This window comes from Streptomyces sp. NPDC029296, from assembly GCF_055569255.1.
Window position 1 is genome coordinate 49,255 of the sequence record NZ_JBVHXT010000028.1, and the last position, 25,059, is coordinate 74,313.

General features: G+C 73.2%; 23 protein-coding genes and 5 tRNA genes. 20 read left to right on the forward strand and 8 right to left on the reverse strand.

From position 1 onward, the window contains the following. Nucleotides 1-284: 284 nt before the first annotated feature. From ACZ4W9_RS24025 to ACZ4W9_RS24065, 9 genes are all read left to right on the forward strand, one after another. Nucleotides 285-1,070 (forward strand): fumarylacetoacetate hydrolase family protein, encoded by a 786-nt coding sequence (locus ACZ4W9_RS24025; protein ID WP_467939089.1) that lies wholly within the window; start codon nucleotides 285-287, stop codon nucleotides 1,068-1,070. After that, a complete protein-coding gene (gene gltX, locus ACZ4W9_RS24030) occupies nucleotides 1,063-2,541 on the forward strand; it encodes a glutamate--tRNA ligase (protein WP_467939090.1) in 1,479 nt (492 codons plus the stop codon). The genes ACZ4W9_RS24025 and gltX overlap by 8 nt, the downstream gene beginning before the upstream one ends. 159 nt (nucleotides 2,542-2,700) lie before the next feature. Next, entirely contained in the window at nucleotides 2,701-4,908 is a 2,208-nt protein-coding gene (locus tag ACZ4W9_RS24035) for a hypothetical protein (protein ID WP_467939092.1), read from the forward strand. Nucleotides 4,909-4,944: 36 nt separating this feature from the next. After that, entirely contained in the window at nucleotides 4,945-5,676 is a 732-nt protein-coding gene (locus ACZ4W9_RS24040) for an HAD family hydrolase (RefSeq protein WP_467939094.1), read from the forward strand. Between the two features lie 90 nt (nucleotides 5,677-5,766). Continuing rightward, a tRNA-Gln gene (locus tag ACZ4W9_RS24045) sits at nucleotides 5,767-5,838 on the forward strand. A gap of 21 nt (nucleotides 5,839-5,859) precedes the next feature. Beyond that, nucleotides 5,860-5,932: transfer RNA gene (locus ACZ4W9_RS24050), tRNA-Glu, on the forward strand. A 29-nt stretch (nucleotides 5,933-5,961) separates the two neighbouring features. Further along, a tRNA-Glu gene (locus ACZ4W9_RS24055) sits at nucleotides 5,962-6,034 on the forward strand. A gap of 21 nt (nucleotides 6,035-6,055) precedes the next feature. Next, nucleotides 6,056-6,127: transfer RNA gene (locus ACZ4W9_RS24060), tRNA-Gln, on the forward strand. Nucleotides 6,128-6,155: 28 nt separating this feature from the next. Further along, nucleotides 6,156-6,228 (forward strand) — tRNA-Glu (locus ACZ4W9_RS24065). 61 nt (nucleotides 6,229-6,289) lie between these two features. Here ACZ4W9_RS24065 and ACZ4W9_RS24070 read toward each other — a convergent pair. Next, the gene (locus ACZ4W9_RS24070; RefSeq protein WP_467939096.1) at nucleotides 6,290-6,934 is read right to left on the reverse strand and encodes a MerR family transcriptional regulator; all 645 of its coding nucleotides are present in this window, start codon (nucleotides 6,932-6,934) and stop codon (nucleotides 6,290-6,292) included. Nucleotides 6,935-7,014: 80 nt separating this feature from the next. Between ACZ4W9_RS24070 and ACZ4W9_RS24075 the strand changes: the two genes are divergently transcribed. After that, nucleotides 7,015-7,512 carry a DUF4188 domain-containing protein gene (locus ACZ4W9_RS24075; RefSeq protein ID WP_467939098.1) on the forward strand — a complete coding sequence of 166 codons (498 nt, stop codon included), beginning with the start codon at nucleotides 7,015-7,017 and terminating at the stop codon, nucleotides 7,510-7,512. Nucleotides 7,513-8,007: 495 nt separating this feature from the next. Here ACZ4W9_RS24075 and ndgR read toward each other — a convergent pair whose 3' ends face one another. Beyond that, nucleotides 8,008-8,724, reverse strand: coding sequence for an IclR family transcriptional regulator NdgR (ndgR, locus tag ACZ4W9_RS24080; RefSeq protein WP_145883474.1), 717 nt, complete (start codon nucleotides 8,722-8,724; stop codon nucleotides 8,008-8,010). Between the two features lie 205 nt (nucleotides 8,725-8,929). Here ndgR and leuC point away from each other — a divergent pair, with 205 nt between their 5' ends. The 4 genes from leuC to ACZ4W9_RS24100 all read left to right on the forward strand — a co-directional run bounded on the left by leuC (nucleotide 8,930) and on the right by ACZ4W9_RS24100 (nucleotide 12,261). Beyond that, complete coding sequence (leuC, locus tag ACZ4W9_RS24085) at nucleotides 8,930-10,354, forward strand: 3-isopropylmalate dehydratase large subunit (protein ID WP_467939101.1); 1,425 nt, start codon at nucleotides 8,930-8,932, stop codon at nucleotides 10,352-10,354. 5 nt (nucleotides 10,355-10,359) lie between these two features. Beyond that, the gene (gene leuD / locus ACZ4W9_RS24090; protein WP_467939103.1) at nucleotides 10,360-10,953 is read left to right on the forward strand and encodes a 3-isopropylmalate dehydratase small subunit; all 594 of its coding nucleotides are present in this window, start codon (nucleotides 10,360-10,362) and stop codon (nucleotides 10,951-10,953) included. Between the two features lie 274 nt (nucleotides 10,954-11,227). Continuing rightward, nucleotides 11,228-11,458 (forward strand): SCO5555 family protein, encoded by a 231-nt coding sequence (locus tag ACZ4W9_RS24095; protein ID WP_467939105.1) that lies wholly within the window; start codon nucleotides 11,228-11,230, stop codon nucleotides 11,456-11,458. 137 nt (nucleotides 11,459-11,595) lie between these two features. After that, entirely contained in the window at nucleotides 11,596-12,261 is a 666-nt protein-coding gene (locus tag ACZ4W9_RS24100; protein ID WP_467939107.1) for an HU family DNA-binding protein, read from the forward strand. Nucleotides 12,262-12,333: 72 nt separating this feature from the next. Here ACZ4W9_RS24100 and ACZ4W9_RS24105 read toward each other — a convergent pair whose 3' ends face one another. Together ACZ4W9_RS24105 and cofC are read right to left on the reverse strand one after the other, a co-directional pair. After that, nucleotides 12,334-12,537 (reverse strand): hypothetical protein, encoded by a 204-nt coding sequence (locus ACZ4W9_RS24105; protein WP_467939109.1) that lies wholly within the window; start codon nucleotides 12,535-12,537, stop codon nucleotides 12,334-12,336. A gap of 10 nt (nucleotides 12,538-12,547) precedes the next feature. Beyond that, nucleotides 12,548-13,198, reverse strand: coding sequence for a 2-phospho-L-lactate guanylyltransferase (gene cofC, locus ACZ4W9_RS24110; RefSeq protein ID WP_467939111.1), 651 nt, complete (start codon nucleotides 13,196-13,198; stop codon nucleotides 12,548-12,550). A 153-nt stretch (nucleotides 13,199-13,351) separates the two neighbouring features. Here cofC and ACZ4W9_RS24115 point away from each other — a divergent pair, with 153 nt between their 5' ends. The 3 genes from ACZ4W9_RS24115 to ACZ4W9_RS24125 all read left to right on the forward strand — a co-directional run bounded on the left by ACZ4W9_RS24115 (nucleotide 13,352) and on the right by ACZ4W9_RS24125 (nucleotide 16,425). Beyond that, the gene (locus ACZ4W9_RS24115; protein ID WP_467939113.1) at nucleotides 13,352-14,134 is read left to right on the forward strand and encodes a lysophospholipid acyltransferase family protein; all 783 of its coding nucleotides are present in this window, start codon (nucleotides 13,352-13,354) and stop codon (nucleotides 14,132-14,134) included. Then, a complete protein-coding gene (locus tag ACZ4W9_RS24120; RefSeq protein WP_467939115.1) occupies nucleotides 14,131-15,141 on the forward strand; it encodes an NAD(P)H-dependent glycerol-3-phosphate dehydrogenase in 1,011 nt (336 codons plus the stop codon). The genes ACZ4W9_RS24115 and ACZ4W9_RS24120 overlap by 4 nt, the downstream gene beginning before the upstream one ends. 126 nt (nucleotides 15,142-15,267) lie before the next feature. Then, the gene (locus ACZ4W9_RS24125; protein WP_467939117.1) at nucleotides 15,268-16,425 is read left to right on the forward strand and encodes a D-alanine--D-alanine ligase family protein; all 1,158 of its coding nucleotides are present in this window, start codon (nucleotides 15,268-15,270) and stop codon (nucleotides 16,423-16,425) included. A 13-nt stretch (nucleotides 16,426-16,438) separates the two neighbouring features. On the opposite strand, the gene ACZ4W9_RS24130 is transcribed toward ACZ4W9_RS24125, so the two are convergent. Together ACZ4W9_RS24130 and ACZ4W9_RS24135 are read right to left on the reverse strand one after the other, a co-directional pair. Next, complete coding sequence (locus tag ACZ4W9_RS24130) at nucleotides 16,439-16,960, reverse strand: DUF3515 domain-containing protein (protein WP_467939119.1); 522 nt, start codon at nucleotides 16,958-16,960, stop codon at nucleotides 16,439-16,441. A gap of 20 nt (nucleotides 16,961-16,980) precedes the next feature. Continuing rightward, nucleotides 16,981-17,214: an Lrp/AsnC family transcriptional regulator gene (locus ACZ4W9_RS24135; RefSeq protein WP_318201187.1), complete on the reverse strand. Its 234-nt coding sequence runs from the start codon at nucleotides 17,212-17,214 to the stop codon at nucleotides 16,981-16,983. Nucleotides 17,215-17,483: 269 nt separating this feature from the next. On the opposite strand from ACZ4W9_RS24135, the gene ACZ4W9_RS24140 reads away from it, so the two are divergent. Beyond that, nucleotides 17,484-18,449 carry a thiamine-phosphate kinase gene (locus tag ACZ4W9_RS24140; RefSeq protein ID WP_467939121.1) on the forward strand — a complete coding sequence of 322 codons (966 nt, stop codon included), beginning with the start codon at nucleotides 17,484-17,486 and terminating at the stop codon, nucleotides 18,447-18,449. Continuing rightward, nucleotides 18,446-19,246 (forward strand): bifunctional hydroxymethylpyrimidine kinase/phosphomethylpyrimidine kinase, encoded by an 801-nt coding sequence (thiD, locus tag ACZ4W9_RS24145; protein ID WP_467939123.1) that lies wholly within the window; start codon nucleotides 18,446-18,448, stop codon nucleotides 19,244-19,246. The genes ACZ4W9_RS24140 and thiD overlap by 4 nt, the downstream gene beginning before the upstream one ends. A 95-nt stretch (nucleotides 19,247-19,341) precedes the next feature. Here thiD and rpmB read toward each other — a convergent pair whose 3' ends face one another. Beyond that, the gene (rpmB, locus tag ACZ4W9_RS24150) at nucleotides 19,342-19,527 is read right to left on the reverse strand and encodes a 50S ribosomal protein L28 (RefSeq protein WP_003993230.1); all 186 of its coding nucleotides are present in this window, start codon (nucleotides 19,525-19,527) and stop codon (nucleotides 19,342-19,344) included. Nucleotides 19,528-19,786: 259 nt separating this feature from the next. Between rpmB and ACZ4W9_RS24155 the strand changes: the two genes are divergently transcribed. Continuing rightward, on the forward strand, nucleotides 19,787-21,529 hold the full coding sequence (locus tag ACZ4W9_RS24155) for a DAK2 domain-containing protein (protein ID WP_467939125.1): 1,743 nt from the start codon (nucleotides 19,787-19,789) through the stop codon (nucleotides 21,527-21,529). Nucleotides 21,530-21,563: 34 nt separating this feature from the next. Here ACZ4W9_RS24155 and ACZ4W9_RS24160 read toward each other — a convergent pair whose 3' ends face one another. Continuing rightward, nucleotides 21,564-24,728, reverse strand: a complete 3,165-nt coding sequence (locus ACZ4W9_RS24160; protein ID WP_467939127.1) for a tetratricopeptide repeat protein — start codon at nucleotides 24,726-24,728, stop codon at nucleotides 21,564-21,566. Between the last annotated feature and the right edge of the window lie 331 nt (nucleotides 24,729-25,059).

The window sequence follows — 25,059 nt, forward strand, 5'->3', positions numbered from 1 at the left end:
CGCCATCCCCCCCCCCCCCCCCCCCCCCCCCCCCCCCCCCCCCCCCCCCCCCCCCCCCCCCCCCCCCCCCCCCCCCCCCCCCCCGCTTCCGTGTCCGCCCGCCGTCCGTCCCGGCGGGCGCGAGGCGGCGAGGACGCGGGCGTGAGGCGGGGCAGCGCCGCACGGAATCCCGGGTGACCCGCCCCTGACCTGCGGCGACACCCCCAGCATCGGTGGGCGGCCCATAGCTCCGATAACCTGGGGCGTCAATACGCCGGTTCTCAAACGAGGGGCGCGAGCATCCCGTGCGCATCGCCAGGTTCTCCATCGACGGGAACGTAGCCTTCGGCGCGGTCGAGGGCGACAAGCAGGACGAACTCGTCCTCGACATCATCAAGGGCATCCCGTTCGCGGACTTCGAACTCTCCGGGACGAAGGTGCCGCTGAGCAAGGTCAGACTGCTCCCGCCGGTGCTCCCCAACAAGGTCGTGGCCTTCGGCCGCAACTACGCCGAGCACGCGCGCGAACTGGGCAACGACGTCCCCGAGGCGCCGTTCGCCTTCTTCAAGCCGTCCACCTCGGTGATCGGCCCCGGCGACGAGATCCAGTACCCGTCGTTCTCCCGGGAGCTGCACCACGAGGCCGAGCTGGCCGTCGTGATCGGCCGCATGTGCCGCGAGGTCCCGCGCGAGCGCGTCAAGGACGTCATCCTCGGCTACACCTGCGCCAACGACGTCACCGCCCGCGACGTGCAGAAGCGCGAGAAGCAGTGGGCCCGGGCCAAGGGCTTCGACAGCTCCTGCCCGCTCGGCCCCTGGGTGGAGACCGACCTCGACCTCGCCCGCGCGGGTGACCTGACCATCCAGCTCACCGTCAACGGCGAACAGCGCCAGCTGGGCCGTACGAGCGAGATGATCCACTCCATCGAGGACCTGGTCGTCAACATCTCGGAGGCCATGACGCTGCTCCCCGGCGACGTCATCCTCACCGGAACCCCCGCGGGGGTCGGCCCCCTGAACGTCGGCGACGAGGTCGCCGTCACCATCGAAGGCATCGGCACTCTCACCAACAAGGTTGTCAAGCGTGGCTAGCGCACCTGTACGCGTCCGTTTCTGTCCCTCGCCCACCGGTAACCCGCACGTGGGCCTGGTGCGCACCGCCCTGTTCAACTGGGCGTTCGCCCGGCACCACCAGGGCACCCTGGTCTTCCGTATCGAGGACACCGACGCGGCCCGCGACTCCGAGGAGTCCTACAACCAGCTCCTCGACGCGATGCGCTGGCTCGGCTTCGACTGGGACGAGGGCCCCGAGGTCGGCGGCCCGCACGCGCCGTACCGCCAGTCGCAGCGGATGGACATCTACCAGGACGTCGCCCGCAAGCTCCTCGACGGCGGCTACGCCTACCACTGCTACTGCTCCCAGGAGGAGCTGGACACCCGCCGCGAGGCCGCCCGCGCCGCCGGCAGGCCCTCCGGCTACGACGGCCACTGCCGCGAGCTGACCGCCGGGCAGGTCGAGCAGTACCAGGCGCAGGGCCGTGAGCCCATCGTCCGCTTCCGGATGCCGGACGAGACGATCACGTTCACCGACCTGGTCCGCGGCGAGCTGACCTTCACCCCGGAGAACGTGCCCGACTACGGCATCGTCCGCGCGAACGGCGCCCCGCTGTACACGCTGGTCAACCCGGTCGACGACGCCCTGATGGAGATCACCCACGTCCTGCGCGGCGAGGACCTGCTCTCCTCCACCCCGCGCCAGATCGCCCTCTACAAGGCGCTGATCGAGCTGGGCATCGCCCAGCGCGTCCCGGAGTTCGGCCACCTGCCCTACGTCATGGGCGAGGGCAACAAGAAGCTGTCGAAGCGCGACCCGCAGTCCTCGCTGAACCTCTACCGCGAGCGGGGCTTCCTGCCCGAGGGACTGCTCAACTACCTGTCCCTGCTGGGCTGGTCGCTCTCCGCCGACCAGGACATCTTCACGATCGAGGAGATGGTCCAGGCCTTCGACGTCTCCGACGTCAACCCCAACCCGGCCCGCTTCGACCTGAAGAAGTGCGAGGCGATCAACGGCGACCACATCCGCATGCTGGAGGTGAAGGAGTTCACCGAGCGCTGCCGGCCGTGGTTGAGGGCCCCGTTCGCGCCCTGGGCGCCGGAGGACTTCGACGAGGCCAAGTGGCAGGCGATCGCCCCGCACGCCCAGACCCGGCTGAAGGTCCTGTCGGAGATCACCGACAACGTCGACTTCCTGTTCCTGCCGGAGCCGGTCTTCGACGAGGCGAGCTGGACCAAGGCGATGAAGGAGGGCTCCGACGCCCTGCTGCGCACGGCCCGCGAGAAGCTCGAGGCGGCGGACTGGACCTCGGCCGAGTCGCTGAAGGAGGCCGTCCTGGCCGCCGGCGAGGCGCACGGCCTCAAGCTCGGCAAGGCCCAGGCCCCGGTCCGCGTGGCCGTCACCGGCCGCACCGTCGGCCTGCCGCTGTTCGAGTCCCTGGAGATCCTGGGCAAGGACACGACGCTGACCAGGATCGACGCGGCCCTGGCCAAGCTGACGGCGGCGTAGGGACACCCCGTCCGGGCGGGGCGGTGGCCGACCGGTCCGCCGCCCCGCCTCTTCGTCGCCCGGAGTTCACCCTTCCGTAGAACCTCCGTCCCCCCGCGGGAAGTTGAATGATCGCGAACACGGGAGCCCCGTGTTCACGGTGTTCCTGGGGAGGGGACTGTGACCCGTACGCGAAGACTCGCCGCCCTGGCACTCGGCGGGGCGGTGGCCCTGTCCATCGCCGCCGCGGGCCCGCCGGCGCACGCCGCCGACACACCCGTGGCCGTCACGCAGCTGAGCATGACGCGCCCGGCCGAGGTGCAATACCTGTGGGCGGGCGCGTCCGGGTTCCGCTACCGGCTGCCCGAGCAGACCTCGGCGCAGCCCGTGTGGGTGGACTACGACGGCGTCGCCCCGCCCGCACACGCCGGCCCGGACGCGCTCGCCACCGGCGACGACGTCGTCACCACCCAGGGCACCGGCACGGTCTCCCAGCAGCACCGGTCCACCGGTGCCACGGCGACGGTCGACCTGCCCGAGGGCCAGACCTACCAGGCCGCCGTCGGCTGGAGCGTCCTCACCCGGGACACCGCGGGCGCCCTGCACGTCCTGCGCGCCGCCTCCGACGGCACCACCCGCGACCTGCCGGTCACCGGCCTGCCGTCCGGCGCCGAACTCACCGGCACGGTCGTCACCAGCGGCTCCGTCCGCAGGATCGCCGTCGTCTACCGCCTCGACGGCGCAGTGCGCACCGGGCTCGTCGACCTGGCGGACGGCACCTTCGGGGTGTCCGTGCCCGGCTCCACCACCGTGACCTTCAACGACCGCTGGCTGGTCGCGGGCGACCAGGCCGTCCGCGTCGACGCGGCGCCCGGCACCGCGCCCGCCACCGTCTCGTACTTCGGCGACGCGCTCGCCGTCGTCGGCGACGCGCTCCTCACCGGCAACGCCGACTTCCTGCCCGCCGGCCAGCGCCCCGAGCTGCGGGCCCTGTCCCTCGCCACCGGCGAGCGGCGCACGGTCCTCACCGACGCCCACGGCGCCATCGCCCCCACGCCCGACGGCGGCGCCCTCGCCACGGCCGGACCGCTGAGCACCGACTGGCACATCCACCGGGTCACCGCCACGGCCGACGGCGGCGTCACCGCCACCGAGGTGCGCACCGTGCCCCCGAGGCCGGCCTTCGTCGACGGCCTGATGCTGTCCGGCGGCAGTCTGCTGATGCGCGGCAACACCACCTCCGTCGGCGGCTTCGACCAGGTGCACGCCATGCCTCTCGACCCGGCTGGCCGGCCGCTCGGCCCGCAAACGCTGCGCGCGAACGTCGTGGACGTCTCGCCGTGCCTCGGCGGCGACGCGGCCTGCCCGCAGCTGGAGGCGCTCGGCGACGGCCGGTTCGCCTACCTGTCCACCGACCGCGCCTCCGGAGTGGAGTCCGTCGCCGTGGGCATCGGCAACACCTCCTACGCCACCGCCGCCACCGGCGACTCCAGGGGCCGCATCGGCACCGGCACCGGCCGCTACGTGCTCTACAACGGCGGCAGTGCCGGTGTACAGAAGGTCGCCGACTTCCGCGGCGGCACCGAAGGGGAGATCGTCCTCAGCCGCACCCGCACCGCCGCCGCGATCTGGGGCCAGCGGCTGTGGACCCCGGGCAGCACCCAGGGCACCGTGGTCGCCTACGACCTCAAGAGCAAGAAGAACGTCGCCACCGTCGCCACCGGCGCCCCCTGCACCCCCAGCGAGCTCCAGGCGGTCGACGCCTGGCTGTACTGGACCTGCGGGGCGAGCGGCCCGGCGGGCGTCTACGACCGTGCCGCCGGCCGCGCGATCACCGTCCCGGCCGGTCAGGCCCGCCTCGCCGACGGCTACCTGGTGCGGGAGGACCGCACCACGCACGAGCTGCTGCTGACCGACTTCCACACCGGCACGGCGACCACCCGCACCGTGGCCGTCCTGCCCGCGACGGACCAGGACACCGGCGGCAACACCGGCCGCTGGACCGTGGACCGCTTCGGCGGCGGCATCGCCTACCTCACGGCACAGCGCCAGGTGGCGCTGCTCACAGCGGGCGTGCCCACCTCGCCACTGGCCCAGCTGGAAGCGCAGGCGGACGGCGGGCCCGGCCCGACGTCCGCCGAGCCCTGGCAGCCGACGTGGCAGCTCAGCAAGCCCGCCACCTGGACGCTGACCCTGAGCGCCGCGAACGGAACGGTCGCACGCACCCTCACCGGCACCTCCACCGACGCCGCCGTCCACGCCTCGTGGAACGGCCTGTCGAGCGACGGCCACCGGGTCTTGGGCACCTACACCTGGAAACTGACGGCCAAGCCGCGCGACGGCCAGGGCCCCGACCTGACCCTGACCGGGACGACCTCCGTGAACTGACCCCCGCGCCGCCCGCCGCCGGGTTACGGTCGGCCCATGAGCATCCGAGCCGTGGTCTGGGACGTCGACGACACCCTCTTCGACTACACGAGCGCGGACCGTGCCGGCATGCGGGCCCATCTGGCCGCCGAGGGCCTTCTCGACGCGTACGGCAGCGCCGAGGAGGCCCTCGTTCGCTGGAAGGAGGCGACCCACCTGCACTGGGGGCGCTTCGCGGCGGGGGAGACGACCTTCGAGGGGCAGCGCCGCGACCGGGTGCGCACCTTCCTGGGCGCCGAGCTGAGCGACGCCGAGGCCGACACCTGGTTCGAGCGGTACATCGGCCACTACGAGGCCGTCTGGGCCCTCTTCCCGGACGTGCTGCCCGTCCTCGACGCCCTCGCCGGCCGCTACCGGCACGCGGTGCTCTCCAACTCCAGCCTCACCGTGCAGGACCGCAAGCTGCGGGTGCTGGGCGTGCACGGGCGCTTCGAGGCCATCCTGTGCGCGGCCGAGCTGGGCGTCTCCAAGCCCGAGGCCGCCGCCTTCCACGCCGCCTGCGCCGCCCTGGACCTCCCCCCGCGGCAGGTCGCGTACGTCGGCGACCACCCCGAGATAGACGGGCGCGGCGCGGCCGAGGCGGGCCTGCTGTCGGTGTGGATCGACCGTCACGGCGTGCACACGGTCGGTGAAGACCCGTGCGCCGCCCGCCGGATCGGCTCGCTCGCCGAACTCCCGGCGGTCCTGGGCGCCGATACCCGTTTTGGAGCCCGGTCCACCTTCGGGTAATGTTCTTCCTGCGCCGAGGGGAACGGGCCGAAAGGCCGAAACCCCGAGGAGCAAGCTAGAACGAGATCCCCGCAGGGGCTTGAGTTCCAGTGGCCTATGGTGTAATTGGCAGCACGACTGATTCTGGTTCAGTTAGTCTTGGTTCGAGTCCAGGTAGGCCAGCTCGCAGAGCTTATCTGCAAAGCCCCCGTTGTGTAGCGGCCTAGCACGCTGCCCTCTCAAGGCAGTAGCGCCGGTTCGAATCCGGTCGGGGGTACTGATCTCGATCTTGTCGGGATCGCTAGGGCCCCCGTTGTGTAGCGGCCTAGCACGCCGCCCTCTCAAGGCGGTAGCGCCGGTTCGAATCCGGTCGGGGGTACTGACTGGTCTAAACCATCATTGGTCTATGGTGTAATTGGCAGCACGACTGATTCTGGTTCAGTTAGTCTTGGTTCGAGTCCAGGTAGACCAGCTCGGATCTGCGGAAACGTAAGATCCACGCCCCCGTTGTGTAGCGGCCTAGCACGCCGCCCTCTCAAGGCGGTAGCGCCGGTTCGAATCCGGTCGGGGGTACACCCAGGGAAGGCCCTCCACTCCGGTGGAGGGCCTTCGCCGTACCCCCCGGCCCGTCGGCTCACTCGAAGCCGTACCGCCGCGCCGACTCCTCCTCCTGGGCCAGCCGGTGCAGTGCCCGGAGCAGCGGCTCGTTGAGGATCGCCCCGAGGACCGCGAACTCGATCCGCTCCGCCTCCGACGGCCGCGTCTCCAGGTTGTCCAGGTCCAGGGCGGCCGTCCGGAGCATCAACTCGGCGTACGGCGCGAGCTGTTCCGCCCCCCAGTCGTAGCCGAGCCGGCGGAACGCGGCCACCCCCACCACCAGCGAGCGGTACGCGGGGGAGAGGGGGGCGAGCTGCTTGGCGTTCCGCCAGCCGAGCCGGTCCAGGAGCGCGGCGACCTCCTGGTGCGCGGCCCGGACGTACTCGTCCTCCTCGTCCGGCTCCGGCACCTGCGACAACGCCCACAGGGCCGCGCCCAGGCGGATGGAGCGGCCCAGGGAGTCGTCGTCCACGTGCCCCAGCACCTCGCGGACCGTCGCCACCGGCAGCCGGCCGACCTGGATCATCGCGCGCACCAGCCGCAGCCGGCGCAGGTGCTCCTCGTCGTACTCGGCGGTCGTCGTGTTGACCTGGCGGCCGGGCGGCAACAGGCCCTCGCGCAGGTAGTACTTGATCGTCGCGGTGGACACACCGCTGCGTCTGCTCAGCTCGGCAAGCCGCATCCCTTGCGCTCCTTCTTGGATACCGTCACTATCCAAGCATCGGTCGTTGGATAGCGCCGCTCACCGACGAGGGGGAAGTCATGGTGTCCCGTACCACCGCCGACGCGCGGGGCGAGGTCGTCGTCCTGCTGATCGGCATGCGCGTCAACCGTTTCCGGGCCGTGCGGCTGTGGCTGCCCGTGATGCTGGGGATGTTCCGCATGCTCCGGGAACTGGAGAAGGACTCCGGGCGGGGCCTGCTGGCCAAGATCCTGCTCACGGCGTCGCCGCGGACGTACTACGTCGTGCAGTACTGGGAGTCGAAGGAGAAGCTGTACGCCTACGCGACCGCGCCGGACGCGTTCCACCACAAGGCGTGGGCGCGGCTGAACCGCCTGGAGCGGGCGGGGAGGCTGCGCGGGCAGGTGGGGATCTGGCACGAGACGTACGTCGTGCCGGAGGGGTCGTACGAGGCGGTCTACGGCGACATGCCGGCGTTCGGGCTGGCGGCGGCACACGGTCAGGTGCCGCTGGAGAAGCGGGGCCGTTATGCCAGGGACCGGTTCGCTCACCGGTCGGGCGGGGCGGGGAGCGCCTGAGCGCCGCGGAGGCACCGCCGGGGCCGTTCGCCTCCACGCGGCAGGGCCGCGGATCGGTCCCCCGCACGCCCCCGGTCCGGCTGCCCCCACCCGGGGAGGGGGCCGGCTTCCTTGCGGCGAAGAGCGGTCCGCCCTGGAGAAGAAGACCGCGCCCCTTGCGGCCAAGACGCCCCGCCCCTCGGAAGGAAGCCGGACTCCTCAGACGGAAAGTCTTCCCGTCCGGGAAGGGAGGCCGTGTCTCTTGTGGCGAAGGGCCGGTCCGTGCTTGGAGGGGAGCCGGGCTCCTTCGGGCGGTGAGTCTTCCCGCCCGGGGAAGGAGGCCGTGCCTCTCGTGGCGGAGAGCTGGAAGGAAGCCGGACTCCTTCGGGCGGAGAGTCTTCCCGCTCCCGGAAGGGAGCCGCTCCCCCGTGAAGGGAAGAGGCGCCCCGCCCCCGGGAAGGGCCTGCCGCGGCGTTGAGGCGGTCTTTCCCGGGGGCGGGGCGCTCTTTCCCGCTGTCAGCCCGAGCGGCGCAGGGCCTCCGAGAGGCGGCCCGCCGCGTCGATGACCGCCTGGGCGTGCATGCGGCCCGGGTGGCGGGTCAGGCGTTCGATGGGGCCGGAGACGGACACCGCGGCCACCACACGGTTGGAGGGGCCGCGCACGGGCGCGGAGACGGACGCGACGCCCGGCTCCCGCTCGCCGATGGACTGGGCCCAGCCGCGCCGCCGTACGCCCGACAGGGCCGTCGCCGTGAAGCGGGCGCCCTGCAGGCCCCGGTGCAGCCGCTCGGGCTCCTCCCAGGCCATCAGGATCTGCGCCGAGGAGCCCGCCTTCATGGTGAGCGTGGAGCCGACCGGGACGGTGTCGCGCAGGCCGGAGAGACGTTCCGCCGCGGCCACGCAGATCCGCATGTCACCCTGGCGCCGGTAGAGCTGCGCGCTCTCGCCGGTGACATCACGGAGGTGGGTGAGCACGGGGCCCGCCGTCGCCAGCAGGCGGTCCTCGCCCGCCGCCGCCGCGAGCTCGGCGAGGCGCGGGCCGAGGATGAACCGGCCCTGCATGTCGCGTGCCACCATGCGGTGGTGTTCCAGGGCCACGGCCAGGCGGTGGGCCGTGGGTCGTGCCAGTCCGGTGGCGCCGACCAGACCCGCGAGGGTGGCCGGACCGGACTCCAGAGCGCTCAGGACGAGGGCCGCCTTGTCCAGAACGCCGACGCCGCTACTGTTGTCCATGCAACGATACTCACGTCTCACTCTGTGAAACGCAAGTTCAATTTTCCGTGGAACGCGCCACCCTGGAACCACACGACGGCCCGACGACCAACGGGCCTGGCGGTGGACGCCCGGAATCACGACGTCCAGGGGCCCCGAAGGGCAGCCACCGCCCCTCAAGATCTCTAGTTGGGTCGGTGGACGTTCGCCGGCCGGAGGGAAAGCGATGGGTAGGACACTCGCGGAGAAGGTCTGGGACGACCACGTCGTCCGGCGCGCCGAGGGCGAGCCCGACCTCCTCTACATCGATCTGCACCTGCTGCACGAGGTGACCAGCCCCCAGGCCTTCGACGGTCTGCGCAAGAGCGGCCGGAAGGTCCGCCGCCTCGACCTCACCATCGCGACCGAGGACCACAACACCCCGACCCTCGACATCGACAAGCCGATCGCCGACCCGGTCTCCCGCGCCCAGCTGGAGACCCTGCGCAGGAACTGCGCCGAGTTCGGTGTGCGGCTGCACCCGCTCGGCGACGTCGAGCAGGGCGTCGTGCACGTCGTCGGCCCGCAGCTGGGCCTGACCCAGCCCGGCACCACGGTCGTCTGCGGCGACTCGCACACCTCCACGCACGGTGCCTTCGGCGCGCTGGCGTTCGGCATCGGCACCTCGCAGGTGGAGCACGTGCTGGCCACCCAGACGCTGCCCATGGCCCGCCCGAAGACCATGGCCATCACCGTCGAGGGCGAGCTGCCCGACGGCGTCACCGCCAAGGACCTGATCCTCGCGATCATCGCGCGGATCGGCACCGGCGGCGGCCAGGGCTACGTCCTGGAGTACCGCGGCTCCGCCATCGAGAAGCTCTCGATGGAGGCCCGGATGACCATCTGCAACATGTCGATCGAGGCCGGTGCCCGCGCGGGCATGATCGCCCCCGACGAGACCACCTTCGAGTACCTGAAGGGCCGCCCGCACGCCCCCGAGGGCGCCGACTGGGACGCGGCCGTCGCGTACTGGAAGACGCTGCGCACCGACGACGACGCCGTCTTCGACGCCGAGGTCGTCATCGACGCCACCGAGCTGTCGCCGTTCGTCACCTGGGGCACCAACCCCGGCCAGGGCGCGCCGCTTTCGGCGTCCGTCCCCGACCCGGCTTCGTACGAAGACGCTTCGGAGCGCCTGGCCGCCGAAAAGGCACTGGAATACATGGGGTTGGCGGCCGGACAGCCGCTGCGCTCCATCGACGTGGACACCGTCTTCGTAGGCTCGTGCACCAACGGCCGCATCGAGGACCTGCGCGCCGCCGCCGGCATCCTGCGCGGCCGCAAAGTCGCCGACGGCGTACGGATGCTGGTCGTCCCCGGCTCCGCGCGCGTGGGTCTGCAGGCCGTCTCCGAGGGCCTGGACGTGGTCTTCAAGGAGGCCGGCGCCGAATGGCGGCACGCGGGCTGCTCGATGTGCCTCGGCATGAACCCCGACCAGCTGGCCCCGGGCGAGCGTTCCGCCTCCACCTCCAACCGCAACTTCGAGGGCCGGCAGGGCAAGGGCGGTCGTACGCACCTGGTGTCGCCGCAGGTCGCGGCGGCCACCGCCGTCCTGGGCCACCTGGCCTCCCCGGCCGACCTGACCGACGTTTCCGCGCCCGCTGGAGTCTGAGAACCATGGAAGCCTTCACCACCCACACCGGCCGGGCCGTCCCGCTGCGCCGCGGCAACGTCGACACCGACCAGATCATCCCTGCCCACTGGCTCAAGAAGGTCACCCGCGACGGCTTCGAGGACGGTCTGTTCGAGGCCTGGCGCAAGGACCCGGAGTTCGTGCTGAACCGGCCCGAGCGGCAGGGTGCCACGGTCCTGGTCGCCGGCCCCGACTTCGGCACCGGCTCCTCGCGCGAGCACGCCGTCTGGGCGCTGCAGAACTACGGCTTCAAGACCGTGATCTCCTCCCGCTTCGCCGACATCTTCCGCGGCAACTCGCTGAAGAACGGACTGCTCACGGTGGTCCTCGACCAGAAGGTCGTGGACGCGCTGTGGGAGCTGACGGAAGCGGACCCCAGCGCCGAGATCACCGTGGACCTCGAGGCGCGCGAGGTGCGCGCCGAGGGCATCACCGCCTCCTTCGAGCTGGACGAGAACTCCCGCTGGCGGCTGCTGAACGGCCTGGACGACATCTCCCTCACGCTCCGGAACGAGTCCGACATCGCGGCCTACGAGGCCGGGCGCCCCGCCTACAAGCCGCGGACGCTCACGGTCTGAGCCGGCGCGGGCCGAGCCCCGCGAGGGTCGGGTTTCGGCCACCCCAGCCTCCCCTCCGTACCCCCGATCGCCACGATCGGGGGTACGGCCATGTCCGCCCCCGGACGGACCCGCGCCACCCTGCGAAAACGCTCAACTAGCCGTGTTACAGAGGTGGTTGTGTGGGTACGTGAGTGCTGTGCCAGGCCCCACCGCAAGAGCCTGGAAAGCCATTTGAGGCGGTAGTTGCCCCCCTGCGCAGGCGACAACTCGCCCCAGATGGCACAATCTGTGCATGGGACACGACGGCCAACTCCAGCTCTATACGGCGGTCGCGAACCAACTAAAGGAAGCGCACGCAAGAGTGCGCGCACTGCAAGTCCCGGAGGGCGTACGGGTGGCGCTGACCCGGAAGCTGCTGGTCATTACGGCCGCGGCCAAGCACGACCTCGCCGACGCGGCAAGGCGGCTCGATCGGTTCACGGCGGACCTCGACGCGGGTCGAATGCCCGAAGAGGGCCGTTGAAACCGTCCGGGGCGGCCGAGTCCGTTGCGGCACAAGGGTGATAAGCCCGTTTCGTGTTTGATTTGCGGTATATATCTGCCTAACGTGCGAAAAAGCTTGAACACTTTCGTTCTGGCGATGTCTCCGAAGGGGAAGACGTGAACAAGGCGCAGCTCGTAGAAGCGATTGCCGACAAGTTGGGCGGCCGCCAGCAGGCCGCCGATGCCGTCGATCATGTCCTGGACGCCATCGTCCGCGCGGTCGTCGCGGGCGAGCGGGTCTCGGTCACCGGTTTCGGGTCCTTCGAGAAGGTGGACCGCCCCGCCCGTTACGCCCGCAACCCTCAGACCGGCGAGCGGGTTCGGGTCAAGAAGACCTCCGTGCCGCGCTTCCGCGCCGGTCAGGGCTTCAAGGACCTGGTGAGCGGCTCCAAGAAGCTCCCGCGCGGCGGCGAGGTCGCGGTCAAGAAGGCGCCCAAGGGCAGCCTGTCCGGCCCGCCGCCCACCATCGCCAAGGCCGCCGGCAAGAAGGCCGCCGCCAAGAAGACGACGACGGCCGCCGCGAAGAAGACCACGGCGAAGAAGACGGCGCCCGCGAAGAAGACGACGACCGCCGCCGCGAAGAAGACCACGGCGAAGAAGGCTCCCGCCACGAAGACCACGGCGACCGCCAAGACCGCCACGGCGAAGAAGACCACCGCCAAGAAGGCGCCCGCGAAGAAGGCCCCGGCGAAGAAGGTCACCGCGAAGAAGGCCCCGGCCAAGAAGTCGACGGCCCGCAAGACCACCGCCAAGAAGACGACCGCCCGCAAGGCGACGTCGTAAGGCCGCCAGGGCACTCACGCGCCGGGCCGGACTCCCCTGGGGAGCCCGGCCCGCGGCGTGTGCGAGGGGCGGTTACAGCGTCTGCAGGGTGACGAGGGTGATCCGCACGGCATCCCCCTCGCCCTCCGTCTCGATCCGCACCCGCTGCCCGGGGCGCAGCAGCAACAGGCCGCCGGCGTCGAACGCGGCGGCGTCGAAGGGCACGGGGGTGCCGTCGTCGAGGAGTACCTGGCCGCTGCGGGTTTCCTCGTCGTACGTGTACGCGGTGGCCTGCATGGCCGCCAGCCTAGTGGGAGCCCCGGGAATCCGGGATCAGCAGCCCCGCCGAGACCGCCGCCGTGTGCCGCCCCACCCCCAGGGCCAGTGCCGTGCGCAGGTCCTCGCCGGTGTCCACGTCCTGCCGTACCGAATCGACGTCCGCCGGCGCGAGTTCCGTCGCGCCGGAGGCCCGGTGGCGTGCGCGGGAATCCACGCCGAACGCCGGGCGCAATGCGTGGCCGCCGGCCGCCGCCAGCAAAGTCGTGCCCACTTCGGCCGCGTCCGGCAGAAAGGCCCGGGGGAATTCCGCGGCGGCGGCCAGCACCCGGGACAGTTCCGCGGGGCGCAGGGCCGGCAGATCCGCGTTCAGGGCCGCGACCGCGGCGCCGGGACGGTTTTCCCGTACGACGGCCGCGCCATGGGCCAGCGCGGCGTTCAGACCGCCGCCGGGGACGTCCGGGACGATCCGCGCGCCCAGTGCGGCCAGCTCCCGGCCGGCCAGCTCGTCGTCCGTGACGACCACCACATCCGACACCTCGGCGCAGGCCAGTACCGCGCCCACCGTGTCCTGCGCGAACGCCAGCACCAGCCTCGGGCGCACCCCGTCGCCGGCGGTGTCCGCGAGCCTGCTCTTGGCCCGGGCCAGGGGCTTCAGCGGGATGACCAAGGTCCACTGCACCGGCGTACCGTCCCTCTCTCGTCCCGTTCATTGTCACCCGGGCTCCGAGGGGCCACGGGAAGCGGGGCGTACGGTGTTCTCGACAGACCGGCGGCCCGGGGCCACACTTGTGCGGCCCCCGCCGGGGTGGCAGTCCTAGAGGAAGGTGTCCTTGTGCCCCGCCGCAGAATCGGCTTCTGGTACCGCTTCGCCGCGGTGATCTGCAAACCGCCGCTGGTGGTTCTGATCAAGCGGGATTGGCGTGGAATGGAGCACATTCCGGCCGAGGGCGGATTTATCACCGTGGTGAACCACAATTCCCACGTGGACCCCTTCGCATATGCGCACTATCAGTACAACACCGGACGGGTCCCGCGATTCCTGGCGAAGAGCGGCCTTTTCAAAAAGGGATTGGTCGGCGCCGCGATGCGCGGTACCGGACAGATCCCCGTCTACCGCGAGTCCACGGACGCGCTCAGCGCCTTCCGGGCCGCCATCGACGCCGTCGAGCGCGGCGAGTGCGTCGCCTTCTACCCCGAGGGCACCCTCACCCGCGACCCGGACGGCTGGCCCATGACCGGCAAGACGGGCGCCGCCCGGGTCGCCCTGCAGACCAGGTGCCCGGTCGTCCCGGTCGCCCAGTGGGGCGCCAACGAACTGCTGCCGCCCTACGCCAGGAAGCCGAACCTCTTCCCGCGCAAGACCCACCGCGTGCTGGCGGGCCCGCCCGTGGACCTCTCCCGTTTCTACGGCAAGGAGATGACCCCGGACGTGCTGAAGGAGGCCACCGAGGTCATCATGGCGGCCATCACCCGGCTGCTGGAGGAGATCCGCGGCGAGAAGGCGCCCGAGACGCCGTACGACCCGCGCCGCGAGCGGATCGAGCAGCGGCGCCGCACCCAGGCGCAGGCACAGGCGCAGGCGCGGGACAGGCAGACGGAAGGGCAGAGCAAGTGAGCAAGCCTGTGCGGGCGGCCGTCATGGGCACCGGTTCGTGGGGCACCGCCTTCGGCATGGTGCTCGCCGACGCCGGCTGTGACGTGACCCTGTGGGCCCGCCGGCCACAGCTGGCCGAGGCGGTCAACTCCACCCGGACCAACCCCGACTACCTGCCCGGCGTGGAGCTGCCGCGGAACCTGCGGGCCACCGCCGACGCGGCCGAGGCGCTCGCCGGCGCGGACTTCACCGTGCTCGCGATCCCCTCCCAGACCCTGCGCGAGAACCTCGCCGCGTGGTCCCCGCTCTTGGCGCCGGACACCGTCCTCGTCTCCCTGATGAAGGGCGTCGAACTGGGCTCCACCATGCGGATGAGCGAGGTCGTCGACGACGTGGCCAAGGTCGGCCCCGACCGGATCGCGGTCGTCACCGGCCCCAACCTGGCCCGGGAGATCGCCGCCCGCATGCCCGCCCTGGCCGTCGTGGCCTGCACCGACGAGCGGGTCGCCCAGCGGCTCCAGGCCGCCTGCCACACCCCGTACTTCCGGCCGTACACCAACACCGACGTGGTCGGCTGCGAACTGGCCGGCGCGGTCAAGAACGTCATCGGGCTCGCGGTCGGCATCGCCGACGGCATGGGACTCGGCGACAACGCCAAGGGCTCGCTCATCACCCGCGGCCTCGCCGAGACCACCCGGCTCGGCCTCGCGATGGGCGCCGACCCGCTGACCTTCTCCGGACTCGCGGGCCTGGGCGACCTGGTGGCCACCTGCTCCTCGCCGCTGTCCCGCAACCACACCTTCGGCACCAACCTCGGCAAGGGCATGACCCTCCAGGAGACCATCGCCGTCACCAGGCAGACCGCCGAGGGCGTCAAGTCCTGCGAGTCCGTGCTGGATCTGGCCCGCCGGCACGGCGTCGACATGCCCATCACCGAGACGGTCGTCGAGATCGTGCACGAGGGCAAGTCGCCGGTCGCCGCGCTCAAGGAGCTGATGGCGCGCAGCGCCAAGCCCGAACGCCGCTGAAACCGGCCCCTGACGGGCCCCCTGCCGGGCCGTACGCGACGCTCCGCGACCATCCGTGCGACGCTGAGCGACGGCCCGGGAGCGCGCGCTGACTTGCCGACTACCTACAGGTACGCTCGACCCGATATGAGCACCGAGAACCTTCCCCAGAGCCCCGACCGGCCGGCGCGCAAGCCGCGCGTGGCCGTCGTGTTCGGCGGACGCAGCTCCGAACACGGGATCTCCACGGTCACCGCCGGCGCGGTCCTCACGGCCATCGACCGGACGAAGTACGACGTCCTGCCGATCGGCATCACGCGGGAGGGCCGTTGGGTGCTCACCGCCGACGAGCCGGAGCGGATGGCGATCACCGACCGCCGCACCCCCGAGGTCGGCGACCTCGCGGAGGCGCACGAGGGCGGCGTGGTGCTCCCCGTCGACCCGGGCTACCGGGAGGTCGTCTACAGCGAGCCCGGCTCCGTGCCCAAGGCGCTCGGCGAGGTCGACGTGGTCTTCCCGGTGCTGCACGGCCCCTACGGCGAGGACGGCACCCTCCAGGGTCTGCTGGAGCTGTCCGGGGTGCCCTACGTCGGCTCGGGCGTGCTCGCCTCGGCCGTCGGCCAGGACAAGGAGTACATGAAGCGGGTGTTCACCTCCTTCGGGCTCAAGGTCGGCCCGTACGTGGTGATCCGGCCCCGCGAGTGGCAGCGGGACGCCTCCGCCGCCCGCAAGAAGATCGTCGACTTCGCCGGCGAGCACGGCTGGCCGCTGTTCGTGAAGCCCGCGCGCGCGGGCTCGTCCATCGGCATCACCAAGGTCGACGACCTCGCCGGGCTGGACGAGGCCATCGCCGAGGCGCAGCGGCACGACCCGAAGATCCTGATCGAGGCCGCCGTCCGGGGCCGCGAGATCGAGTGCGGCGTCCTGGAGTTCGAGGACGGCCCGCGCGCCTCCGTGCCGGCCGAGATCCCGCCGCCGGACGCCCACGCGTACTACGACTTCGAGGCCAAGTACATCGACTCCACGCCCGGCATCGTCCCGGCCCCGCTCACCGGGGAGCAGACCGCCGAGGTGCGGCGGCTCGCGGTCGAGGCGTTCGAGGCGGCCTCCTGCGAGGGACTGGTCCGCGCGGACTTCTTCCTCACCGAGGACGGCGAGTTCGTCATCAACGAGATCAACACCATGCCCGGCTTCACGCCGATCTCGATGTACCCGCAGATGTGGCAGGCGACGGGCGTGAGCTACCCGGAGCTGATCGACCGCCTGGTGCGGGCCGCGCTGAGCCGCTCGACCGGGCTGCGCTGAGCCCGCGTCCGGGTCAGTGCCGCATGGAGGCGATCCCCTTCGGGATCGCCTTCTTCACGGCCGCCGCCAGGTCCGTCAGCACCTGTGCGCTGTCGTCCGGCCCGGACAGCTCCTTCGGCAAGGTCACCTGCACGTACGCGCGGCGCTCGGACGTGGTGAACCGCCAGGTTCCGTCGTCCTGCTTCTCCATCAGCCAGTCGACACCGTTCACCCCGCCGCCGACCGCGTCCGGGTCCTCGCCGACGGCCACCTTCGGATCGACCATCTTGGGCGGCCGGACGATGCCGCAGCGCAGTATGATCGCCGGGCTTCCCCAGGCCGCCGTGTAGGCGGACGGGGGTTCGGGGTCCCGGCGGGGCTGTCCGTCCACCTTCCGTGGCAGCGCCCCGTCCAGGTCCCGGCAGAGCGGAGCGGTCCGGGCGTCGGGGGTGGGCACCGCCACGGTGTCGCTGTCGTCCGCCGCGGAGCAGCCCGCGGCCGCGACGAGCAGGGCCGGCAGGAGCAGGCCGAGAGGCCGGTGACGGAAGATGTTCACCGGCCAAGCGTAGACGGGGGCTACAGATGCACGACCGGACAGGTCAGGGTGCGCGTGATGCCGTCCACCTGCTGGACCTTCGCGACCACCATGCGGCCGAGTTCGTCGACCGTCTCGGACTGGGCGCGCACGATCACGTCATAGGGACCCGTCACGTCCTCGGCCTGGATCACTCCAGGGAGCTTGCTGATCGTCTCGGCGACGGTCGACGCCTTGCCGACCTCCGTCTGGATCAGGATGTACGCCTGTACCACGGAACCTCCAGGGCGGCCACGAGGATCATGTGGGGAAAAGGAACGCCACGGTATCGCGTCGCCGCGCTTCGCGGGGAGACCTCCGGGATGCGGGCTTGCGCGGCAGGGCACGGGCACGACGGACGGTGACGGTCACCCGGACCGTACGAACGGTCACCACGACCGCGTCGACGGCCGGGGCGACCGCGACGACGGACACCTCGACCGTATCGGGGACACTGAAGACGCGCGACCGGGCACGGCTTGGGAGAGAAGGGGAGCCAAGGGACATGAAGGGCACTGTTGGTGAGCTCGGGGAGTTCGGGCTCATCAGGGAGCTCACCTCCCGTCTCACCACCACCGCGGCGGTCCGGGTCGGCCCCGGCGACGACGCCGCGGTGGTCGCCGCGCCCGACCGCCGGGTCGTGGCGAGCACCGACATCCTGCTGGAGGGCCGGCACTTCCGCCGCGACTGGTCCACCGCCTACGACGTGGGCCGCAAGGCCGCCGCGCAGAACCTCGCCGACATCGCCGCGATGGGCGCCGTGCCGACCGCGCTGCTGCTCGGCCTGGTCGTCCCGGCGGAGCTGCCGGTCACCTGGCCCACCGAGCTGATGGACGGCCTGCGCGACGAGTGCCAGGTCGCCGGCGCCTCCGTGGTCGGCGGGGACGTCGTACGCGGCGACACGATCATGGTGTCGATCACCGCGCTCGGCGACCTGCGCAACCACGAGCCCGTCACCCGCGCCGGCGCCCAGCCCGGCGACCTGGTGGCCGTCACCGGCTGGCTGGGCTGGTCCGCGGCCGGGTACGCGGTGCTCGCCCGCGGCTTCCGTTCGCCGCGCGCCTTCGTGGAGGCCCACCGGCGCCCCGAGCCGCCGTACCACGCCGGTCCGGCCGCCGCCGCGCTCGGCGCCACCGCGATGTGCGACGTGAGCGACGGCCTGATCGCCGACCTCGGGCACATCGCCGAGGCCAGCAAGGTCCGCATCGACATCCGCTCCGGCGCCATCGACATCCCCACGCAGATGCACGACATCGGCCAGGCCGTCGGTGTGGACCCGCTGCAGTGGGTGCTGTCCGGGGGAGAGGACCACGCGATCGTGGCCACCTTCCCGTCCGACACCAAGCTGCCGGCCCGCTGGAAGGTCATCGGCGAGGTCCTCAACCCCTCCGCGCTGCCCCAGGTGACGGTCGACGGGGCGCCCTGGACCAGCAAGGGCGGCTGGGACCACTTCGGGGACATCGAGTCATGATCACCAGGGTGCTCACGGTGGCGGGCTCCGACTCCGGCGGCGGTGCCGGGATCCAGGCCGACCTGAAGACGATGCTGGCGCACGGCGTGCACGGCATGAGCGTGCTCACCGCGGTGACCGCGCAGAACTCCCTCGGCGTCCAGGGCGCCTGGGAGCTGCCCGCGGCGGCGGTCCGGGCCCAGTACCGCAGTGTCGTGGACGACATCGGCGTCCAGGCCGTGAAGACCGGCATGCTGTCCTCCGCGGAACTGGTCGGGACGGTCGCCGAATTGATCTCCGGCACCGACGCGCCGGCCGTGGTGGACCCGGTGGGCGTCTCCAAGCACGGCGATCCGCTGCTGGCCGCCTCCGCGCTGGACGCCGTCCGCACCGAGCTGCTGCCCGCGGCGACCGTCGCCACCCCCAACCTGGACGAAGTGGCGCAACTCACCGGGGTACGGGTGGAGTCCGAGGCGGATCTGCGCCGGGCCGCGGCGGCCGTGCTGGCGTACGGGCCGCGCTGGGTGCTGATCAAGGGCGGCCACCTGTCCGGGGACGCCGTGGACCTGCTCACCGACGGCTCGGAGGAGCACCTGCTGCGTGCGCCCCGCCACGACAACCGGCACACGCACGGCACCGGCTGCACCCTCGCCTCCGCGATCGCCTGCGGGCTGGCCCTCGGGAAGTCCGTGCCGGAGGCGGTCACGGCGGCCAAGGAGTACGTCACCGGGGCGATAGCCGCCGGGTTCGCCCTCGGCGCCGGGATCGGGCCGGTGGACCACGGCTGGGCGCTCAGGAGGGACGCTCCCCGCGGCTGACGGGGGCGGCGGGGGTACGACAAAGAGCCGGTCCACCTCTCGGTGGACCGGCTCCGTGCAGCGAACCAGACAGTGGCCGCGCGCTCAGCTGAGCGTCAGCGCGAGACCTTGCCGGCCTTGATGCACGAGGTGCAAGCGTTCACGCGCTTCGGCGTCCCGCCGACCACGGTACGCACACGCTGGATGTTCGGGTTCCAGCGGCGGGACGTACGGCGGTGCGAGTGCGAGATGTTGTTGCCGAAGCCCGGCCCCTTGCCGCAGACGTCGCAGTTGGCAGCCACGGGTCACTCCAAAGACTTCAGATGCACTTACGGTTGATCCCGGCATGCCGGGATCTAGATCCTAGGATCGGTGATCTGAGTGGCGCTGCCGGGGGGAATGGCCCGATCGGGATCGGGCAACCGGAGCAGCATACAACGGCTGCGCCAGTACAACGAAACTACCATGGCTGATCAGACCCCCGCTCCCGGCCCGCTTCCGGAAGGCAGCGGTCCGGGGTCTACGCTGCGTCCCACGTACGACCGGGTCAGGGAGGCGCAGGTGGCGCAGGTGCCGCAGACATTCCTCGATGCTCTCGCGGTGCGCACCTGGTGCTCCCTGGCGCTGCGGGCCCTGGGCGGCGCCCGCGAGGAGATCGACGCGATCAATGTCTACCCGGTGGCCGACGGCGACACCGGGACCAACCTGTACCTGACCCTGGAGTCGGCGGCCACGGCCGTGGAGGCGGTGTTCGCCGGGTACGAGACCGGCTGCGCGGAGCCCTCCCTCGCCGACGCGGTCCGGGCGATGGCCCACGGCGCGCTGATCGGGGCCCGGGGCAACTCCGGGACGATCCTCGCGCAGCTGCTGCGGGGCATGGCCCAGGTGCTCGCCGAGGCGGGGGAGGCGCCCTCCGCGCCCCCCGCCTCCTCCTCCGGCTCCACCGCCTCCCCTGCCCTCCGCGCCGACGGCCCGGGGCTGCGGCGGGCCCTGCGCCGGGCCGCCGACTCCGCCCGGCAGGCCGTGGCGCACCCCGTCGAGGGCACGGTGCTGACGGTCGCCTCGGCCGCCGCCGACGCCGCCGAGGAGGCCGGGGGCGACTGCCGGACGGTCGCCCGGGCCGCCTACGAGGGCGCGCGGACGGCCCTGGCGGCGACCCCGGACCAGCTGGGCGTGCTGCGGCGGGCCGGGGTGGTCGACGCGGGCGGCCGGGGCCTGGTGACGGTGCTCGGGGCGCTGGTCGAGGCGGTCACGGGGGAGGCGGTGCGGGAGATGCCGGGATGCGCGCCGGGCGCCGCGCCCGCGGGGACGTGTGACGCCGGTCCCGCCGCGGACGCCGTCGACGCCGACCCGGCTCCCGACGGCGACCGGGCCGGTGCCGACGGGCCCGCCTTCGAGGTGATCTACCTGCTGGAGGCCGACGACGCGGCCGTGACCCGGCTGCGCGCGCGGCTCGACGCCCTCGGGGACTGCCTGGTCGTGGTCGGCGGCGACGGACTGTGGAACGTCCACGTGCACGTCGACGACGCCGGTGCCGCCGTGGAGGCCGGGGTGGAGGCCGGCCGCCCCTACCGCATCCGGATCACGCACTTCGGGCACGGCGGGACACCCCCCGGCCGCGCCCGCCCGTCCCGCGCGCCCGCCCAGCGCGCGGTCGTCGCCGTCGTACCCGGCGAGGGACTGGCCGGGCTGTACGGCGAGGCCGGTGCGACCACCGTCCTCGCGCGCCCCGGGGAGCCGCCCGCCAGCGGGGAGCTGGTGCAGGCGGTACGGCGGGCCCACGCCCGCGAGGTGGTCCTGCTGCCCAACGACGCCGAGCTGCGCCACACGGCCGCCGCCGCGGCCGAGCAGGCCCGCGCCGAGGGCGTCCGGGTGGCCCTGATCCCGACTCGCTCGGCGGTCCAGGGCATCGCCGCGCTCGCCGTGCACGAGCCCCGGCGCCGGTTCGACGAGGACGTCGTCCAGATGACCTCGGCGGCGGGCGCCACCCGGTACGCCGAGGTCGTCGTCGCCGAGCGCCAGTCCTGGACGACGGCCGGCATCTGCCAGGCCGGGGACGTGCTCGGTCTGATCGACGGCGATGTCGCGGTGATCGGCACGGACGTCACCGCGACCGCCCGCACCGTCCTGGACCGCATGCTCCAGTCCGGCGGCGAACTGGTCACCCTCGTCGTCGGCGACGAGGCCCCCGACACCGTCGCCGCCCACCTGGAGAGCCGCGTACGGGAGTCCTACCTGGCCGTCGACACGGTGGTCTACCACGGCGGCCGGCAAGGGGCACTGCTGCTGCTCGGGGTCGAGTGAGCGACACCCGTCGGCAGGGTGAGCCGCAGGTGGGTCAGGCCCGTTCCGGGGGCGTTCCGTCCTGGGTCGCCTGGAGCATCTGGGCCGCCTCCTCCCGCCGGGCCCGTACCGTCTCGTCCGTCTCGTCGGCGCCCGCGTAGACCGCGAGCACCGCACGCGCGCGTGCCTGGGCCCGCAGTGGACGGCCGAGGTCGGCCTCCAGCCAGCCCGCGCCCAGTTCCGCGCCGGTACGGCCGTGCAGCCCGGCCTCGCCGAGCGCGGTGAACACCGCCACGGCCCGGCCCATCTGCCCCAGGGCCGCCTCGAACGCGGCCCGGATCGCCGCGTCCTCGGCCTCCTCGGACGCCGAGCGGGCCAGCAGCTCGGCGAACTGGCGGTGCGTACCGCCGAGTTCCGCGGCCAGCTCCGCCCGGTCCGGGCCCCGGACGGCGGACAGCGCCCTCTCGCACTCCCGCACCGCCTCCGTCATCAGCGCCCGGGCCCGCGCGGCTCCGGACTCCCCGCCCAGCGCCAGCCAGGCGCGGGCGCGCAGCGCGCGGACCAGGAACGGGGCGTTGCCGAGCGTGCGCCACAGCTCGCCCGCGCGCGTGTAGGCCCGGTCCGCCTCCGCCGTCAGACCGGCGTTGCCCAGCGACTCCGCGGCGAGGTGGGCGAGCGTGGCGTGGTCCTGCTGATCGGGCCAGTGCCGGGCCAGTTCCGCGGCCTTCAGCCGTTCCCCGGCGGCGGCCCGGTGCTCGCCCAGCTCGCCCAGGCAGTCCCCGAGCCACCAGTGGGCCCGGACCACCGCCTCGTCGCCGTGCGTGCCCGGGCCCAGGTCGGCCAGCGCGGACCGGAGCACCTCGGCGGCCTCCTCGTACCGGCCCCGGCGCAGCAGGAACCCGCCCAGCTGCTGCCGTGCCCAGGCGCCCAGGGAGCCGCCCTCGCCCGCCTCGTCCGCCCACTGCGCGGCCTCCAGCGCGTGCTCGCAGGCCTCGCCGGGCGCGTCCAGCGCACCGAGCACCTCGGCGAGCTGGAGGTGCAGCTGGGCCCGCCCGACCGGCTCCACGTACGGCCCGCCGTGCTCCAGCGCCGCCCGCAGCGCGCGCTCGGCCCCGGTGAGGTCGCCGGCCTGGTGGGCGAGGGCGGCGACCTGGACCTCGTACTCCACCGCGAACCACGGCACCCCGGCGGCCACGTACCCGTCGGCGGCCCGCCGGAACAGCTCCGCCGCCCGCCGCGCGTTCCCGGTGAGCCCGGCCAGCTCGGCGAGCATGCCCCGCGCCTCGGCGGCCCGGGCCGCCAGCCGCACCTCGCCCCCGGCACGCCCCTCGACGAGCGCCAGCACCTCCCGTATGGCCGCCTCGGCGTCGGCGACGGCCCGGGGGAGATCCGCAGCGGGGCGCCGGGCACCGGCACCCCCTCGCGCCGCGGCCGTGCCGGTCGCCGCGCCGCCCCCGGCCCCGGCCTCCGCACAGGACCCGCCACCGGTTCCGCCGGCCCCCGCGCCCGCGTCGGCCGGCCGGGAGTCCGTGGCCTCCGGCCCGGCGTCCGCGCCGAGGACCCCGGCGTCCGGGCCCGGCCGGCCGGCGACGCCCCCGGCCGCCGGATCCGCACCGCCCGCGTCCGCCTCGGCCGCCGCGTGGACCCGGCGCATCAGGACGCGGGCCCGGCTCATCGCCACCGAGGCCGTCTGGCGCACTCCCGTGCCCTCCTCGGCGTACAGCGCGAGCACCTCGTCGTACAGCGGGGTGACCGTGGCCAGGGCCGGCTCGACCTCGCCCGACAGGGCGCGCACGTACGCTCCCCGCGCGCGTGCCGCCAGGGCCTCCCCGGGGTCGCCCGCCTCCGCGTACAGCCGGGCCGCGCGTGCGAACAGGGGGATGCCCTCGGGACCCCGGCCCATCGCCTCGTGGTCGGCGATCTCCGCGCGGTCGCGCGGCTCCAGTTCGGTGTCCCGGGCGGCCCGCGCCACCGCCGCCCACGCCTGGAGCGCGTGCGGCCGCAGGGTCCGCGACTGCCGCCGCGCCTCGGCCAGCAGCGCGGGCAGCCCGGGCCCCCCGGGGGCCTGCGGCGCGGGGGGCGCGGCCGGCGGCGCCACGACGAGCCGAGCCGCCCGTACGCCCAGCGGCAGCCGCTCCACCAGCGGCCGCTGGCCCATCCGCGCCCGGACCCGGTCGCCGACGGCGGACGTGCCGTTGCGGTGGTCGAACCGAGCGGCCAGTTCCGTCGCCGCCCCGCGCGCGTGCGCGGCGAGTTCCCGCGCCGTCCAGGTCCGCCCGGCCGGCCCCGGCACCCGCTGCCCGCCCAGCCCCCGTTCGGTCAGCCGGTCCATCAGCAGCGCCACCACGGCCAGGAAGTCGAGCCCGCTGCGCGGATGCCCGGTGTCGGTGAAGTACGCCGGCCGCCCGGCCAGCAGCTCCAGGCCGCGCGCCTCGTTCCCGGTCAGCGCGCAGAACTCCACGTGGTCGGCGAACGCGCCGCGCATGCTCTCCATCGGGCGCACCAGCCGGAAGCCCCGCAGATGGTGCGCGCGGGCCTCCTCCACCCGGCCGAGGCGCAGCAGCGGGGCCAGCGAGGACGCCAGCACGGAGTGCGGCTCGTGCGCGCAGGCGAACTCGCCCTCCAGCACCGGCCGCCACAGCCCGAGCGCCTCCGCGTCCCGGCCGCACCGCACCTGCCAGCCGCCCTGCCGGCGCAGCTCGCAGGCGGGGCAGTCGGCCATCGCGTCCCGGCCGGCGGCCAGCCACGCGGCGTACGCCCGACGCGCACGCGGGAGGTCCCCGATGTGCGCGGCCACCTCGAACTCGGCGGCGCGCACGGCCCGTTCCGAGTACCCGGCGAGCCGGTAGCGGCGCTCCATCTCGCCGAGCCACTTCTCGATCGAGTCCAGCGCGATGTGCGGCTGGTCCAGCATGCCCGCCGACATCCACTTGAAGACCCAGTGCAGCGAGTGCGTCTCGTCCTCGTCGAAGTCCTCGGGCCGTTCGTCCCACATGCGCAGCAGCCGCGCGAACGGGACGAACATCCTGTCCTTCTCGGAGCTGTGGTGGCAGACCCTCAGCTGGTGCCCGAGCGCCTCGATCACGGCGAGCGGGACGTCCAGCCGCTCCGCCTCGGCGAGCAGTTCCTCCGCGCGCGCGTTGCGGGCCGCTCCCTCCGGCCGCTCGGCGTTCTCCGCCAGCGCCTGGCGCAGCGCGTCGATGTCCGTGATCTCACTCATCGTCCGTCCCCCTCCCCGCGGGGCGCCCGTGCGAGCAGCCCGATGAACGCCCGGCCGGGCAGCGCCGGGCCGGCCGGCCGCCCCGGGCGCCGCGCGGGCCCGTACAGCGCTCCGGACCCGGTGCCGCTCGGCTCCGGGGCGCCGGGCGAACCGATTCGCCGCGCCGGCGGACCGGGCCGGTCCGGCAGCGGACGCGTGCGCGGGGCGCCACCGCGCGGTGACTTCAGGATGCCCGCCCCCGGGCCGTCGGCGCGCTCCGCGGTCGAGCGGGCCCGGCGCGGAACGACCTGGGACCCGTGGGGTGGTGGGGGTCGGTGGGGGGCCTGGGATG

Bases quoted from the DNA above. Each gene is read 5' to 3' on its own strand.
- ACZ4W9_RS24040 (WP_467939094.1), top strand. From the start codon at position 4,945: ATGAGCATCCGAGCCGTGGTCTGGGACGTCGACGACACCCTCTTCGAC.
- ACZ4W9_RS24070 (WP_467939096.1), bottom strand. From the start codon at position 6,934: ATGCGGCTTGCCGAGCTGAGCAGACGCAGCGGTGTGTCCACCGCGACG.
- ACZ4W9_RS24075 (WP_467939098.1), top strand. From the start codon at position 7,015: ATGGTGTCCCGTACCACCGCCGACGCGCGGGGCGAGGTCGTCGTCCTG.
- ndgR (WP_145883474.1), bottom strand. From the start codon at position 8,724: ATGGACAACAGTAGCGGCGTCGGCGTTCTGGACAAGGCGGCCCTCGTC.
- leuC (WP_467939101.1), top strand. From the start codon at position 8,930: ATGGGTAGGACACTCGCGGAGAAGGTCTGGGACGACCACGTCGTCCGG.
- leuD (WP_467939103.1), top strand. From the start codon at position 10,360: ATGGAAGCCTTCACCACCCACACCGGCCGGGCCGTCCCGCTGCGCCGC.
- ACZ4W9_RS24095 (WP_467939105.1), top strand. From the start codon at position 11,228: ATGGGACACGACGGCCAACTCCAGCTCTATACGGCGGTCGCGAACCAA.
- ACZ4W9_RS24105 (WP_467939109.1), bottom strand. From the start codon at position 12,537: ATGCAGGCCACCGCGTACACGTACGACGAGGAAACCCGCAGCGGCCAG.
- ACZ4W9_RS24125 (WP_467939117.1), top strand. From the start codon at position 15,268: ATGAGCACCGAGAACCTTCCCCAGAGCCCCGACCGGCCGGCGCGCAAG.
- ACZ4W9_RS24140 (WP_467939121.1), top strand. From the start codon at position 17,484: ATGAAGGGCACTGTTGGTGAGCTCGGGGAGTTCGGGCTCATCAGGGAG.
- thiD (WP_467939123.1), top strand. From the start codon at position 18,446: ATGATCACCAGGGTGCTCACGGTGGCGGGCTCCGACTCCGGCGGCGGT.
- ACZ4W9_RS24160 (WP_467939127.1), bottom strand. From the start codon at position 24,728: ATGAGTGAGATCACGGACATCGACGCGCTGCGCCAGGCGCTGGCGGAG.